We start from the raw sequence: 15,263 nt of genomic DNA on the forward strand, positions 1-15,263 counted from the left end.
GGAAAGGGTCATATCATTTTTGCATGACATCTGATGATAATTCAATTAGTCATATGGGATGCGAATCCCTACCATGGGCACATTGATGCAGCTGATCGGGGGGCTGCTCGAATCTGACCCCCAATTTTGAGGAGTGCCCAATGAGCCTTCGGATAGGCGTGGATATCGGTGGATCCTTTGCGGATTTCGCCGTGTTGGATGAGTCGACGCGGACCATCCAGACCTTGAAAGTATTTTCCCGCCCCGACGCGCCAGGCAGCGAGGTGTTGGCCGGTATCGAGCAACTGAAGGCGCGGTATGCCATTGATCCTGCGCAGGTGTCGTATTTCACACATGGCACGACCGTGGGCGTGAATGCCGTGGTGCAGCGCCGCGGATTGAAGCTGGCGCTGATTACGACGCGCAATTTCGAGGACGTGCTTGATATCGGCCGCCTGAAGATCCCGGACATGTACCACCTGATGTCCAAACGCCCCGTGCCGTTGATTTCCCGTGACCGGGTGTTCGGGGTCGACGAGCGGATGGCCGCAGACGGACGCGTGGTGTCGCCCGTCGATGAGGCCAGCGTGTTGGCTGTGGCAGAATCCTTGCGCGAGGCGGGCTGCGAAGGGATCGTGATTTCCCTATTGCATGCTTATCGTAATCCTGCCCACGAAATCGAGGTCAAGGCGATCTTGCAGCGTGCGTTGCCGGGTATGTTTGTGTCGTGCTCGCACGAAGTCTGGCCGATCATCCGGGAATACGAGCGTACCTTGACAGCGGTCATCGGCGGTTATGTGCAGCCGCGCGTGTCGCATTATCTGGAGAGCTTGCAGGGGGCATTGCGCGAGAGCGGTGTTCCTGTCGACCTGAAAGTGACGAAGTCCAATGGCGGCGTCATGAGTGCGGAGCACGGCAAAGCGAACTGCGTCCAGATGATTCTATCCGGCACGGCCTCTGGGGTGATTGGCGCAGCGTATATCGCCAAGTTGTGCAATATCCCCAACTGCATGAGCCTGGATATCGGCGGGACTACCGCTGATATCGCGTTGATCGTGGATGGCAAACCGCAGTTCGCGACGGGCGAATACATCGGCGATTTTCAGATTCATATTCCTTCGGTTTCCGTATCGTCTGTGGGCGATGGCGGCGGCTCCATTGCCTGGGTCGACGATCTGGGCGTGTTGAAGGTGGGGCCGCAAAGTGCAGGCTCGACCCCGGGGCCCGTGTGCTATGGCAAGGGCGGGACTCAGCCCACCATCACGGACGCGTTTGCCGTGATGGGTGTGATCGGCTCGCAGCAGTTGGGCTACAACGCCGTCAAAGTCGATGTCGATGCCGCGCGTCGGGCAATTGCGCCATTGGCCGAGCGTTTGGGAACGGACGTGCTGCGCACTGCCGAAGCCATCGTCAACGTGTCCGTATCGAGCATGTATGCTGGAGTCAGCCGAGTGATCTCGCGGTTCGGTATCGACCCGCGGGTGTTCAACCTGATGCCTTTTGGCGGTGCGGGCCCGATGCTGGCCTGCTATCTCGCAAAGGCGCTCAAGGTACAGAAACTGCTGGTGCCTACGACGCCGGGAGTGCTGAGCGCTCTGGGCGGGTTGATTGCCGATGTGAAGAACGACTTCGTTCAGACCACGTATTGCGATCTGAATGCGGGGACGCTGCCTGGTCTGGCGACTGCGGTCCAGGCACTGGAGACGCGGGCGCGCGAATGGCTCGTCGCCGAGGTCGGCAGCGATAGCGGCGCCGAGATCGATGTCTCTGCGGATATGCGATACCGCGGCCAGTCGTTCGAGATCGATACGCCTATTCAGCGCGCATGGCTGGAGCAAGGCCGGATCGATGAATTGAGCCATGCCTTTCATCAAGAGCATGAACGTCTGTACGGGCATGGTGATGCGAGCGCCGACGTTCAGATCGTCGCGATACGCCTGGTGATTACGTATAGAACTCCCAAGCCGGAATTGCGCCATATCGCCAAAGGCTCGGGAACGCCGACAACCGAGTCCACGTTGCAAGTCTGGATGGAAGGCGAGTATCGGGATGTGCCGCTTTATCGGCGGGACAAATTGCTCGCCGGACAGACGTTCAGCGGGCCGGCGATCGTGGCGCAGGACGATTGCACAACATGCGTGCTGCCCGGCTTTGACGCGCAGGTGGATGTCTACGGGAATCTCGAGCTTACAGCGCTTGAACTGAATCGGGCGAGGATCAAATGAATTTCGATAAAACGGTACTGCAGATTTTTGCCAACTACTGCGTTGCGGCTGCTGAGAGCATGGCGCATACCTTGATGCGTACGGCTCATTCGGCATTTGTGAAGGAAACGGAGGACTTTTCCTGCACGATCATGAATCTGGCAGGGCAGACGTTTGCGTCACCGAAGACATTGGGAGCCACCTGGTACCCAGGATTGGATTTTGGCAGCGTGATCCAGATGATTGACAGCTACGAGCCGGGCGATATCTGCATGACGAACGATGCCTACAGTGGCTTCGTCGCGACGCATACGCCCGACATCATGATGTGGAAGCCCGTGTATTACCAGGGCAAGATTGTATGCTTTGTTGGGGGGCATATTCATAATACCGATATGGGAGGCGCTGTTCCTGCCTCGTTGTCGCGTACCCTGACCGAGGTGCAGCAAGAAGGCATCCGTTTTCCGCCGACCAAGATCGTGCGCCGTGGCGAACTCAATAATGAGTTGATGCGCATGATGGAAATCAACGTGCGTTCGCCCGAGCAGAACCGCGGTGACTTGCAGGCGCAGATCGCCATGCTGATGACCGGCGAGCGGCGCATTCTCGAGATCATCGAGCGATTCGGACTGGAGACGTTCCAGGATGGCGTAGAGGCCATGCTGGATTATTCCGAGGAGCAGGCGCGCGCCATCGTGCGGTCCATGCCGGACGGCGAATACTTCTTTGCAGAATATGCCGACGAAGATTCGTTGAACGGCAAGCCTTTGCGCGTTGCGATTACGCTGCGTATCCGGGATGGCAGTCTGGAGTTCGATTTTTCGGGTAGCGACCCTCAGTTGAATTCATCGCTGAATATGCCCACCGGCGGCAAAGAGCGTCATGTGTTGGCCTTGGTGGGCCTGAACTACGTACTGTATTCCTTGAATCCGGACATCTTGCTCAATGCGGGGATGTTGCGCGTCGCCCGATGCATTTTGCCGGAGGGGTCGGTAGTCAATCCTTTGCCGCCAGCCGCTGTAGGAATGCGCAGTTTGACATGCAAGGTCGTGCAATACGCCACGATGGGTGTGTTTTCCCAGGTTGTGCCAGATCGCTTGCCTGCGTCTCCGGCTGGTGGCATGAGCATCGTGAACGTCAAGACCACGGATCGCTCGGGTAAGAACATCATTGCTGCTATCGGGCCTGTAGGCGGTGGTGCGGGCGGAGACCCGTGGAGCGATGGAGTCGATGCGTCGGGCGCGATTGTAGCGTTCTTGCGTAATACGCCGGTAGAGATCAATGAGACCGAGGTGCCGATCCGGATTACTCGCTATGGCATGGTCCCCGATAGCGGCGGGCCTGGAAAATATCGCGGAGGACTGGGTACCTCGATGGAGTTTCAGGTCTTTACGCCCAACTCGGCGGTCACGGCACGCAACCGCGATCGCTCGCGCTTTGCGTCCTGGGGAGTGCTAGGGGGTAAGGCCGGTACGGTGTCGAAATTCACACGCAATCCTGGCACGCCGCACGAAGAGGATCTGGGCGTCAACGATTTTATTCAATGCCAACCCGGTGATGTGATTCGATTGGATGGCTGCGGAGGCGGCGGCTATGGCTCGCCCTTTGAGCGGGATCCTCAGCAAGTGCTGCACGATGTGCGTTGCGGTTATGTGTCGGTCGGTAACGCCCGTCAGCAGTACGGCGTGGTGATCGACGGTGACGAAGTTCGCCGGGACGAAACCAAAGCGCTGCGCGCTCAGCTATCTGCCGATCAGGCTCCGAACGGCGCGCACTATGACTACGGCGATGGCAGAACGGCGTTCGAATCGGTATGGACACCGGCCCGATATGCGAAGCTGACTCAGCATCTGGCAGGTGTGGCGCCGATCTGGCGGCATTTTCTCAAGATAAAGATCTTTGACGCGGTGGACCAGCGAGTGCGGCAAGACGCCAGCGACACACGGCCTGAACTGATCGACGAGATATTCGAGCAGATGCAGAGGGCCTATCCCCAATTGCAAGCCGCAGACGCGTGATGTCTGAGCGACCAAGAACTCTATCAGGCAGCCATTGTCATGCAACAACTGAAGCAAGCGCTCTTGCGCGTGGATACGGCTCAGTCGCCACCGCCATCGGCAGATGTCGTGGTGATCGGAGCGGGAGCGGCGGGGATCGCGACGGCCTATGAACTGACGCGATTGGGCGCCAGCGTCGCAGTGATCGAGAAGGGATGGGTCGCGGCGGAACAAAGCAGTAGAAATTGGGGCTGGTGCCGCACACTCGGGCGGGATATCCGCGAGTTGGAGATGGCAAAGCTCAGTGTGGATCTGTGGCGTCATCTGAAATCCGACATCGGTGCGGATGTGGGATTTCGCGAGACCGGCGTAGTGTTCGTGACCGATAACCCCAAGGAACTGCAAACCTGGGAACGATGGCATGGCGCGGCGTCCGCGCGCGGTGTTCCGTCCAAGATGTTGAGCGCGCGCGAAGCCAACGCTACGCATGCGTGGGGAAAGTCCGCCTGGATCGGAGGGATACTCACCGAGCGGGATGGCTATGCCGAGCCGTCTCGGGCGATTCCGTTGTTAGCCAAGCATACGCAGGAGCAGGGCGCAAAAATCGTTCAGCAGTGCGCCGTAAATGAGTTGCTGATCGAGGGCGGCCGTATTGCGGGCGTCCAGACAGAAAAGGGCATCGTGCGAGCGAAGCAAGTGGTCTTGGCTGGCGGTGCATGGTCCTCCATGTTTTGCAGGAAGCATCGGCTGCGGCTGCCGATCCTGCAGGTACATTCGTCGGCATCGAAGAGCCTGCAGTTCGACACCGGCGGCCGCTCGCCCGCCCGTGCGACGCAGTTCTCATTTCGTGATCGGGAGGATGGCGGTCTGACTCTGGCCAAGAGCGGACGCGGCACCATGCACGTGGTGCCCGATCTGCTGCGTTACGGGATGACGTTCCGGTCGCTGTATCAAGCCAGAAAGGCGAACGTCAATGTTTCTCTGGGGCGCAAATTCTTTGCCCAGCTCTGGGATGAGTTTCGCTATTTCTATTTGAACCAGTCGCCTTATACCCGCCACCGGATTCTCGATCCGAAGCCCGATATGAATCTGGTCAGAAGTGCTTATGAGGACGCGGCGGCTTTGTTTTCAGGCATGGGACCGAATCTGATTGATAAGGCCTGGGGGGGAATGATCGACAACACGCCGGATGGCATTCCCATCATTTCAGAGGTTTCGCGTTTGCCTGGCTTGTTTCTATGTACCGGCTTTAGCGGCCATGGCTTCAGCTCGTCATTGGGAGCGGGGCGAAGTCTGGCGCAATGGATGGTACATGGGCGTGCCGAGATAGCGTTGGATGATTTTTCGTATGAGCGCTTGATAGACGGACGGCGCTTGCAACCCAGCATTCTGTATTGAATGACCGCTGCCGCCATGGTGCAGCAGCTCGGTTTTTAGCAGTGATCACGTCAACAAGGGGAATACAACGATGCGTTATAGCCGAAGAGCGTTTTTGGGCACACTTGCCGCTGCACCTGCGGTTTTGGGGGGCGGGCGTTTGGCCCTGGCCAATCCCGCTAATGCAGCGAACTATCCAGACCGTCCGATCAAATTCGTGGTGCCATTTTCAGCAGGCAGCAGTACCGATATTGCAGCGCGCGTTTACGCGGAGGTGGTCGCGAAAGCCATAAAAGGCGCTTCCGTCGTGGTTGAAAACCGCGCGGGAGCAGGCGGCAATCTGGGCGCCAATGTCATCGCACGCGCCGAGCCGGATGGCTATTCCCTGTTGTATAGCGCGGCGACACCTTATGTCATCGCGCCGTTCGTGTATGCCGACCTGCCTTATGATCCTGCGCGGGATTTTGCGCCGATTGCAGTCACGATCAGTGTGCCGGTGTTTGTGGTGGTCTCGGCCGAGAGCAAGATCCATACCTTGGATGACTTGGCAGCCCATATCAAGGCGAACCCGCAGACCGACAGCTATGCCTCGAACGGTGTGGGGACGTCCAGCCACATCATCTGCAAAAGCCTGGCGGCGGAATTGGGGTATCCCGATCTGTTGCACGTGCCTTACAAACAAGGCTCGCAGGGGGTGATGGCGGATGTCATCGGCGGCCGGTTGACGTATGCGGTGGATCCATGGTCCGTGGTGGGGCCACTGGTGCAGTCTGGACGTTTGCGGGCGATTGCCACGACCAATGGCGAACGGCTTTCGGTAGCTCCCGATATCCCGACGCTGAGCGAGCTGTTGAAGAAAGACTTCACGATTGTGACGTGGAACGGCTTGTGGGCGCCGACAGGGACGCCGCAAAGTATCGTGGACCGCTTGGGACAGGCTTTCGAGGCCGCACGGGATAATAAGCAACTGGTGGAAAATTTCGAACGCCAGGGCACGCCGCTCATGCCAAAGATGTCCCAGGCAGAGACGGCTGCGTTCATGGCCCAGGAAAGCCAGCGCTGGAAGAAATTGGTCCAGGTCGCGGGCATCCACGTTTAAAGCTTTTCCGCTACGCCGATACCACTGCCCGCTTTTCGCGGGCAGCGTCCCGCAGATGGGTGCGCATCATGCTGGAGGCTTTTTCCAGTTGCCCCGCCAGCAGCAGATCAATCAACACCAGGTGTTCCTCGCAACGGCGCAACGCCTGTTGCCGGTCCACGGCTTTACGGTATTCCATCAACCGGCGAACGCGGTTGATGCGCCGCAGTGAATCCAGAATAAAAGTGTTGCCGCAGCACGCCGCAATGGTTTCGTGCAGCCGCGTGTTGGCGTCGAAAATCTGCGCTGGCGATACATGATGCACTTCGCTGTTGACCAGGGATTGTTGTTCCTGGCGGCATTGTTTCAGCCCAGCTTCGTCGATGCGAAACGTAGGTTCCAGAATCGCGGCCGGCTCGACCAGGATGCGGTATCGATAACTGTCCGCATAAGCGACCGACGACGTCATGACCTCGGTAAAGGCCCAGCCATGGCCGGGCAACCGTTCCATCCAGCCTTCGTTTGAAATGCGGCGCAGTATGTCGGTGAGCTGGCTGCGCGTGACCTCGTAGCGGCGCATCAATTCATTTTCAGATACTCGCGCGGGCAGCTTGCCATCGAGCCGTTCCTGCGCAATGCGCAGGTAGAGGTCTTCCTGGTCGGACGTGCTGATCAGGGCCGTGGGTTTGACCTGGAGCGCGCCTGCGCCAACTACGAATCCGCCGTCGGGATGGGGATCGATCAATGCCTGGTCGGCTAATTGCCGCAGCGCCGTGCGCACCGGGGATCGAGACACCCGCAGTGCCTCGGCCAGACTGCGTTCGGACAAACGTGTCCCTGCCGGCATCGACTGAGCATTGATCCGCTGAAGGATATCGGTGGCGAGTTGAGACTGAAGGGATTGGGACATGCGCTCAATGGAAAGGGAATGCCTGCCTATCGTATCTCAGTGCCAGCGAGAGGCGCACGTTTGACGATGCCGGGTTCGTCCGGGGCGATGGTTCGGTTTCAAAATTTGCTTGCGCCGGGGTTTGAATGAATGGTACTTTATTTTAACAAAAGACCACTCGATTGTTTCCAGGGCCGATACCCCGGAGCGCTCAGCCGAGACGCTTCCCTTGATTAGGCAGTTCACATGTCCTCTGTTGTGACCGTTTTGCCAGCCCATGCCTGTGACTGCCACGTGCATGTGTTTTGCCCCGAGCGCTATCCCTATGACGCCGGCAGGGCTTATACCCCCGCGGCGGCACCAGTCCAGGCGTTACGGCAGTGGCAGTCCTCGCTGGGCATTGAGCGAGCAGTGCTGGTGCAGCCCAGTTGCTACGGACTGGATAACCGCGCCATGTGCCAGGCATTGCGAACGTTGGGCGTGGAGCGGGCTCGTGGCGTTGCTGTCGTGGATCCCGCCACCGTGCCTGAATCGGAGCTGGATGCGTTGCAGGACCAAGGGGTAAGAGGCGTGCGTTTGAATTTTCATGTGCATGCCGCCATGGATCCGTCGGTGTTGATTCAGAGCTTTCAGTCGGCAGCAGATCGGATCAGCGGGCGTGGCTGGCATGTGCAATTGCACGTCGATAGCGATACGTTGGCTGTGTTGGCGCCGGTGTTGCGGAATGCGAAAGTGCCTGTCGTACTGGATCATTTTGGCGGCGGTGCTGCATCGATGAAAACGCTGGCCTTGCTATTGCCCTGCCGTCATGTGTGGATGAAGCTTTCGGCGCCGTATCGGGTGTCGCAGGTGGCCGAGTACGCTGACTTGGCGTCCATGGTGCGCGAGTGCCTGGAGATCGCGCCGGATCGCCTGGTATGGGCATCCGATTGGCCGCATACCGGCGGGAATGGCCAGCGCAAGGGCGCAGTGCCGGAGATCGAGCCGTTCCGAGAGGTGGACGTGGCGGCCATGCTGATGTTGTTACGCAAGTGGGTCTCGGACCCGCAGCAATTCAACGCGTTGATGGTCGACAACCCTGCGCGTCTCTATGGCTTCGATCTTTGATTTGGCTATGTGTCCGTGCAGGTAAGCGTCATGCACGGGTTGTTTTTTAAAGGAATGTACTCATGATCAAGACAAGCTCCAATGCGGTGCTGATCCAACCGGAAACGGTTCAAAAACATGACCGAGGCGGTGGTGCGAGCACGACGCCGCTGGTCACGCGCGACGTCGGTGCGACTGCGTTCATTACCGGCTATACCGAGTTTCAGGGCGGCGCGCAGATTCCTTTTCATCATCACAACTGCGAGGAAAGTGTGATGCTGGTCGAGGGGAATGCGATCTTTGACATCGATGGCGAGGAGTTCGTGGTCAAGGCGCAGGACGTCACGTTTATTCCGCCAGGGGTGCCGCATCGATTTCGTAATGCATCGCAGACCGAGCCTATGAAGATTCTGTGGATTTACGGCTCGCAGAATGCCACTCGCACATTGGTAGACAGCGGCGAAACGCGGCCCATTGCGGCGGAGCATGGCAGCCAAGGCTAATCACCTGGAACTGCCCTGGGCGGCGTGAATGGTCACGGTGCCTGGCTCGTTCAGGGTGAGGATGCGCATGACGCTGCAAGCACAACAAATAAGCGGTTATTTTTTAGGATAGGAACATGAAATTCTTGGTGCTGCCCGGTGATGGTATCGGGCCCGAAATTGTCGAAGCCTCCGTTAACGTGCTCAAGGCCGCTGATCAGCGCTATGGCCTGGACCTCTCTTTCGTGTACGAGGATGTGGGTTTTGTCAGCCTGGAAAAACATGGCACGACACTGCGTGAAGAGGTGCTGCAGGGCGCGCGCGCCTACGATGGCATTATTCTGGGCACGCAATCGCATGCAGACTATCCCGCCCCGGAAAAGGGTGGTCGCAATATTTCGGGCACATTTCGCGTGGGCCTGGATCTGTACGCCAACGTCCGGCCGGCGCGTACACGTGAGAGTATCCCCAGCAATATGCGCGCGGGCCGCAAGATGGATCTGGTGATCATGCGCGAGGCGACCGAGGGTTTCTATCCGGATAGGAATATGGCGCGCGGTTGGGGCGAAATGATGCCGTCGCCCGATATGGCATTGTCCGTGCGCAAGATCACGCGTCATTGCAGCGAGCGTATTGCCCGTCGTGCTTTCGAGCTGGCGATGAAACGCCGAAAAAAAGTGACCGCTATCCACAAAGCAAATAGCTTTCACATGACGGACGGGCTGTTTCTGGAGTGCGTACGCAACGTCGCAGCGGAGTTTCCTGAGGTGGCATTGGATGATCTGCTGGTCGATGCTTCGACCGCGCATCTGGTGAAATCGCCGGAGCGCTTTGACGTACTGGTGGCCGAGAATTTTTATGGCGATATCCTTTCCGATCTGGCCAGCGAGCTGTCGGGCAGCCTGGGCCTGGCGGGTTCGGTAATGGCAGGCGATGATCTATGTTGCGCACAGGCTCAACATGGCTCGGCGCCCGACATCCAGGGACAGGACAAGGCCAATCCTACGTCCATGATTCTGTCAGTGGCGATGCTGTTGGATTGGGTGGGCGAGCACCGCCAATTGGAAAACTACGCAAAGGCCGCGCAGGCGATCCATACCGCCGTTGATCGGGTGTTGGACGATCCGGCCACGCGTACGCCGGATATTGGCGGCAGCATAGGGACTCAAGCGTTTGGCGCCGCAGTGGCCAAACAGTTGTGATTCTGAACTAAGCATATCGCCGTCAAGGTGGCCGTTCGAGCCACCTGCCGGTTGAGTGAGGAGACATCAATGAATATTGCACGTTTGCGTGCGGCACTATGTGCTGCACTGGGGATGGTTGCGCCTGTTGTGGCGATGGCGGGTAATGGGCCGGATGGGTATCCGGCACGCCCGGTGACGGTGGTCGTGCCGTTTTCTCCGGGAGGCGGCAGCGATAATATCGCGCGTTATATCGCCTCGCGCTTGAACGACAGGCTAGGCGCCAGCGTGATTGTGGAAAATCGTCCCGGTGCAGGTACCAATATCGGCAACGAGTTCGTTGCACGTGCGGCGGCCGATGGCTACACGTTGTTATTCGGCCAGGTGACTTTGTCCATCAACCCGTCTCTGTATCCGAAACTGCGTTATGACGTGACGCAGGACTTCACTCCCATTGCCCATATCGCGAACTCGCCGACAGTGCTTTTGGTCAGCGCGACCAGTTCTTTCAAAGACGTCAAGACGTTTACCACGTATGCCAAACAGCATCCTGGCGAGGTCAACTACGGCTCTGGTGGCGCGGGGACCTCCGTGCATTTGGCAGGGTATCTGTTTGCATCGCAGAACACGCTCGATATGCAGCATGTGCCCTATAAGGGCAGCGGCCCCGCGATGGTGGATCTGATCGGTGGGCAGATACAGGCCATGTTCGATACCGCACCCTCGGCAGTGCCGCAAGTCGCAGGCGGCAAGGTGAAGGTTCTGGCGGTGACGGGCGATCAGCCGCTGGAGGCATTGCCTGGCGTGCCCACGTTTGCCCAGGCGGGGTATCCGCAATTCAATGCACCGGTCTGGTATGGATTGTTGGCGCCGACAGGGGTGGCAAAGCCCATTGTGTCCTACTTGAACGAACAGGTGAATCTGATTCTGGACGAACCGGAAACCCGGCAACGTCTGGCGCAACTGGGATCGATGCCCGTAAAAGGCAGTCCGGAGGCATTCGGGCGATTTATCGCTCAGGAGTCCGATCGCTGGCGCGCCGTGGTGCAGAGTGCCGGGGTGACGAAAGACTAGGCTGAAGCGGGGAACTTCAAATACGTTAAAGTATCTGGATTCGTCCGTGCGCAATCTCGTTCCCCCAAGGCTCCCTGAATAATGAAGCAGTCCAATTCCCCCCGCCGCCTGATTGTCGGCATTACCGGTGCGACCGGGGTGGTTTACGGTATACGCGCGCTGCAAGTGCTGCGTGAGCTCGGCATCGAGACTCACTTGGTGGTGTCGCGGGCCGGGGAAATGACGCGCGAATACGAAACTCAGCTGAGCCGGCGAGATTTGCATGCCTTGGCAGATGTCGTGTATCCCATTAACGATGTTGGAGCGGCAATCGCCAGCGGCTCATTTCGCACGATGGGCATGCTGATTGCTCCGTGTTCGGTACGCAGTCTGGCCGAGGTCGCCACCGGCGTGACGACGTCGCTGCTGACGCGCGCAGCCGACGTGGTGCTGAAAGAGCGCCGTACGCTGGTGATGATGGTGCGCGAGGCGCCGCTGCATGCAGGTCATCTGCGTAATATGCTGACGGCAACGGAGATGGGGGCGATCATCCATCCCCCTGTCCCGGCGTTTTATACGAATCCCAAGTCCATCGAGGACATTGTGGATCAATCGTTGGGACGCGCGCTGGATTGTTTTGGCTTGGACATGCCTAATATGCCGCGCTGGGGCGAGGTGCCGAATGCGGTGGAGATCGGCGATATCGATGACGATGACGATCAAGCCGATCAAGACTCAAAACGGTAGCCTACGCCGTCGATGGACTCGTAGAAACGTACATCGCCTGCCGAAACCGCTTGTTGAAAGGGCACGAGGGCCATCCATCCCACGGTATCTCCGTTCACATTGACCGGACGCAGGATGGAGCTGCGATTGGCGTCAGGATTGCCAACGATGAATGAATAGTCGCGATCCAGCAGCGCGAAACGCAGGATGGCTCCCGTTTGGTCGGACACTGGCGGCGCGAGCCGGGGCTGATCCGGAAGGGGATCGGGGCGCATGAATTCAAACCAGGGCTGCAGATTGTCGGTGCGCAGAAAATCCCAGCTGCCATGGGCTTGATAGGCTTGGGCGATGCGCGGTATGACCGACAGCATGCGGCTTTCCCCTTGTTCGTTCAGATAGCCCAGGAAGCCGCGCTGGAAACTGATACGCGAGGCAAAGTTGTTGATCAGCAGCACGATCGCGCACGAGACGAGGACTGCCAGAAACAACTTGGACGTGATGCCGAGCTTCATAGTCGGGCGTGGGAAAAGAGGCATAAAGCGAAATTTTGCACCATGAAATGGGAAAAGCTCCGTTTCAGACGAGAAATCCACATTTGCTTCATATTGCTGGGTCGACGCATCGATCAGAGATTGCAGATTGTGGGCTGCCTGAAGGCTTTGCGGCAGGTCCTTGCATCAACACCCCGTCGGAATGTATTAGCCCGTTGATGATAGCGATGCAGCGGTGAAGTCCCCTCTGTCCTGCCATATAGGCAGAGTGTGCCAGTTTGCAGGAAACCCCATACTCGACATGGAGACGTCATGCGAGGTGATGAGATGTTTTAGACGTGTTCGCCAACAATGACTGGGCGAGATCAGATCGATGCAATGCAAGAGAAAGGCTAACGCGTTGTAGAGCTTGCGGGAGCCGTGTTGAAGCTGGGGGCGAGTTCTGCGGGTTTCTTGCGGGGCAGTAGTGGAGTGATGGTGAATTCACGCGTGATCGGCCTCGAAAGGGAGCCAATAAGCGCTCAAGCGATAGTAATTGAGGTGCTGCAGGGAAAACGCAGCGGCTGTCGGATCATCAACGATCATGCCGCGGCGTTGCAGTTGTATGACCTGCTGAGCGTGAGTAGTGGCAGGTTTGCCAAAGGGGCGTTTCATCGCCTGCCCGTCAATGCGTTCGGCATTGAGAGCCCTGGCGGCCCAAAAAAGTAACCCGCCGGTTTGAGGGTACGTTTGTGCGCAGAGCCTTGGCGGGTTTTGTTATAGGGAATTTTACGTGAGACAGACCTATTCGGGCAAGAGTGGGGGACTCGCCCAAAGAGGATAGGGCGGGTTGAAGCCAGTTTTGCCAGCATAATGACTTGCTCGGGCGTTGGATTGGACGGGAATCAGTAGACACGCTGAGCGCCTGTTCCCGAGATGCTATCCGCATTAAATTAATGCCTGGACGTTTAGCCAGTATTGGACTCAAATCAGACCAATCCCGCGGTCTTGCGGCTATGCCGCTTCCCCTCTCGGTAGGAGCGACGCGGATTCTTGGAGCAAAGGATGAGACATACCCCCGTTATTTTGAGTGTCGCGTTTATCTTTTCGTTGGCCAGTAGCGGTGTCTGGGCACAGCAGCCGGCGCCCGCTAAAGCCGAGGCTGCGGCGACCAACAAAGCGCCCGCGCGCGATCCCTTTTTCTGGCTGGGGGAAATCAACAAAGCCACCGCGGTGATCAATACCGACGAGGGACTGCTGGATAAGGCGCTGGGCGCCCGCCTGGCTGCAGGTGTTGCCAAGGTCATCAACGACGGTAATCAGCCCGGCGCAAAACGGCCCTCCACCGTGATTACGTTTGAGCCGCTGTTGATCAAGGCGGCGGGGCAGGACATCACGCTATTGCATGCCGGACGATCCAGCCAGGATATGCATGCGACCTACCGTAGCGCGATCCTGCGCGACAAACTGCTGGAGCTGGCCGATCAACTGAATGCCACCTCGACGACGCTGGTGAATCTGGCGGCTAAACACGCCGATACCGTCGTGCCCAACTATACGAACGGTGTGGCGGCGCAGCCCAATAGCTACGGCCATTATTTGCTGGGCCATGCAGCGGGCCTGGATCGTGACGCGCAGCGTATTCGCGAGGCCTACGCGCGGATTGACCGTTCCCCCATGGGGACGACGGTGCTTAATGGCACGAGCTGGCCGCTGGATCGCAAACGTATGGCCCAGTACCTGGGCTTTGAGGCGGTGGTGGACAACGCCTACGATGCGGCGCAGATATCGGCGATGGATCAACCGGTCGAAGTGGGGGCTATCGTCACCAGCATCGCCTTGCATACGGGCAACTTTATCGAGGACGTGATGACGCAGTACGCGCAGCCGCGACCATGGATCCTGTTGCAGGAGGGCAGCGGCAATACCTATGTATCCAGCGCGATGCCTCAGAAACGCAATCCCGGTTTGCTGAACAGCACGCGCAGCGACGCCTCGACGGCGGTGACATTGGCGATGGGGCCGGTCTGGCAGACGCATAACATCACACCGGGCATGAGTGACCCGAAAGACGACAAGCAGAATGCCGCCATGGTCGATAGCGCCATCGTCGTGTTAAAGCGCTGGGATCGCGTCTTGAAAGCCCTGGTGGTGAGCCCGGAACGGGCGTTGGAAGAGCTCAACAGCGATTGGACGGCATCCCAGGAACTGGCCGATGTGCTGATGCGTAAATACAAGCTGCCATTCCGGGTTGGCCATCACTTTGCCTCGGAGGTAGTGGACTATGCCAAGACCAATAACATCAAGCCCCTGGATTTTCCGTATGAACAGGCTCGCCGGATCTATGCTGAGGCGGTGAAGGGCACAGACTATCCTGCCGAGCTGCAGATGAGCGAAGCCGAGTTTCGCTCGACACTGGATCCGGTGGCGATCGTGAAAAACCGCCACACCTCGGGCGGCCCGCAGCCGGCGGAAATGCAACGGATGCTGAAAGAGGCAAATGAGCGTTTGACGGCCCAGGCGGCGTGGATACAAGCGCGTCGCGATCACATCAAGAATTCCCTGGCGGATCTGGATCGGCAATTCGACCAGTTGGCAGCGACTGCGCCGGCGCAGTGACTGTGCGGTGCGTGGCCACCCGTCGTCCAGGCGGGTTAGCCGCTCTGCTCATGGACGGGGATGGCGGCGCAGGAGAGATTTCGGTGAGAAGTGCGGGGGAGCCCCGTCATCTGCCTGACGGG

General features: G+C 58.5%; 13 protein-coding genes. 10 read left to right on the plus strand and 3 right to left on the minus strand.

Going from position 1 to position 15,263, the window contains the following annotated elements:
* Positions 1 to 140: 140 nt before the first annotated feature.
* The 4 genes from ACYVIT_RS04195 to ACYVIT_RS04210 all read left to right on the plus strand — a co-directional run bounded on the left by ACYVIT_RS04195 (position 141) and on the right by ACYVIT_RS04210 (position 6,656).
* Positions 141 to 2,204: a hydantoinase/oxoprolinase family protein gene (locus tag ACYVIT_RS04195; protein ID WP_415807692.1), complete on the plus strand. Its 2,064-nt coding sequence runs from the start codon at positions 141 to 143 to the stop codon at positions 2,202 to 2,204.
* Positions 2,201 to 4,201 carry a hydantoinase B/oxoprolinase family protein gene (locus ACYVIT_RS04200; protein WP_415807691.1) on the plus strand — a complete coding sequence of 667 codons (2,001 nt, stop codon included), beginning with the start codon at positions 2,201 to 2,203 and terminating at the stop codon, positions 4,199 to 4,201. Before ACYVIT_RS04195 ends, ACYVIT_RS04200 begins: the two co-directional genes overlap by 4 nt.
* Before the next feature lie 39 nt (positions 4,202 to 4,240).
* Positions 4,241 to 5,578, plus strand: coding sequence for an NAD(P)/FAD-dependent oxidoreductase (locus ACYVIT_RS04205; RefSeq protein ID WP_415807690.1), 1,338 nt, complete (start codon positions 4,241 to 4,243; stop codon positions 5,576 to 5,578).
* 70 nt (positions 5,579 to 5,648) lie between these two features.
* The gene (locus tag ACYVIT_RS04210; protein WP_415807689.1) at positions 5,649 to 6,656 is read left to right on the plus strand and encodes a Bug family tripartite tricarboxylate transporter substrate binding protein; all 1,008 of its coding nucleotides are present in this window, start codon (positions 5,649 to 5,651) and stop codon (positions 6,654 to 6,656) included.
* Positions 6,657 to 6,666: 10 nt separating this feature from the next.
* Here ACYVIT_RS04210 and ACYVIT_RS04215 read toward each other — a convergent pair whose 3' ends face one another.
* Complete coding sequence (locus ACYVIT_RS04215; RefSeq protein ID WP_415807688.1) at positions 6,667 to 7,545, minus strand: GntR family transcriptional regulator; 879 nt, start codon at positions 7,543 to 7,545, stop codon at positions 6,667 to 6,669.
* A 225-nt stretch (positions 7,546 to 7,770) separates the two neighbouring features.
* Here ACYVIT_RS04215 and ACYVIT_RS04220 point away from each other — a divergent pair, with 225 nt between their 5' ends.
* The 5 genes from ACYVIT_RS04220 (at position 7,771) to ACYVIT_RS04240 (ending at position 12,073) form a co-directional block, all read left to right on the plus strand.
* The gene (locus ACYVIT_RS04220) at positions 7,771 to 8,631 is read left to right on the plus strand and encodes an amidohydrolase family protein (RefSeq protein ID WP_415807687.1); all 861 of its coding nucleotides are present in this window, start codon (positions 7,771 to 7,773) and stop codon (positions 8,629 to 8,631) included.
* Between the two features lie 62 nt (positions 8,632 to 8,693).
* A complete protein-coding gene (locus tag ACYVIT_RS04225) occupies positions 8,694 to 9,113 on the plus strand; it encodes a cupin domain-containing protein (RefSeq protein ID WP_415807686.1) in 420 nt (139 codons plus the stop codon).
* A gap of 116 nt (positions 9,114 to 9,229) precedes the next feature.
* A complete protein-coding gene (locus tag ACYVIT_RS04230; RefSeq protein WP_415807685.1) occupies positions 9,230 to 10,294 on the plus strand; it encodes an isocitrate/isopropylmalate dehydrogenase family protein in 1,065 nt (354 codons plus the stop codon).
* A 69-nt stretch (positions 10,295 to 10,363) separates the two neighbouring features.
* Positions 10,364 to 11,347: a Bug family tripartite tricarboxylate transporter substrate binding protein gene (locus ACYVIT_RS04235; protein ID WP_415807684.1), complete on the plus strand. Its 984-nt coding sequence runs from the start codon at positions 10,364 to 10,366 to the stop codon at positions 11,345 to 11,347.
* A gap of 81 nt (positions 11,348 to 11,428) precedes the next feature.
* Positions 11,429 to 12,073 (plus strand): UbiX family flavin prenyltransferase, encoded by a 645-nt coding sequence (locus ACYVIT_RS04240; protein WP_415807683.1) that lies wholly within the window; start codon positions 11,429 to 11,431, stop codon positions 12,071 to 12,073.
* On the opposite strand, the gene ACYVIT_RS04245 is transcribed toward ACYVIT_RS04240, so the two are convergent.
* Both ACYVIT_RS04245 and ACYVIT_RS04250 read right to left on the minus strand, forming a co-directional pair.
* Positions 12,055 to 12,564, minus strand: a complete 510-nt coding sequence (locus ACYVIT_RS04245; protein WP_415807682.1) for a sensor histidine kinase — start codon at positions 12,562 to 12,564, stop codon at positions 12,055 to 12,057. The two genes, ACYVIT_RS04240 and ACYVIT_RS04245, sit on opposite strands and share 19 nt — an antisense overlap.
* A 462-nt stretch (positions 12,565 to 13,026) precedes the next feature.
* The gene (locus tag ACYVIT_RS04250; RefSeq protein ID WP_415807681.1) at positions 13,027 to 13,197 is read right to left on the minus strand and encodes a hypothetical protein; all 171 of its coding nucleotides are present in this window, start codon (positions 13,195 to 13,197) and stop codon (positions 13,027 to 13,029) included.
* 390 nt (positions 13,198 to 13,587) lie between these two features.
* On the opposite strand from ACYVIT_RS04250, the gene ACYVIT_RS04255 reads away from it, so the two are divergent.
* On the plus strand, positions 13,588 to 15,141 hold the full coding sequence (locus tag ACYVIT_RS04255) for an argininosuccinate lyase (protein WP_415807680.1): 1,554 nt from the start codon (positions 13,588 to 13,590) through the stop codon (positions 15,139 to 15,141).
* The last annotated feature ends 122 nt before the right edge of the window (positions 15,142 to 15,263 follow it).

The organism is Bordetella muralis (genome assembly GCF_054781015.1).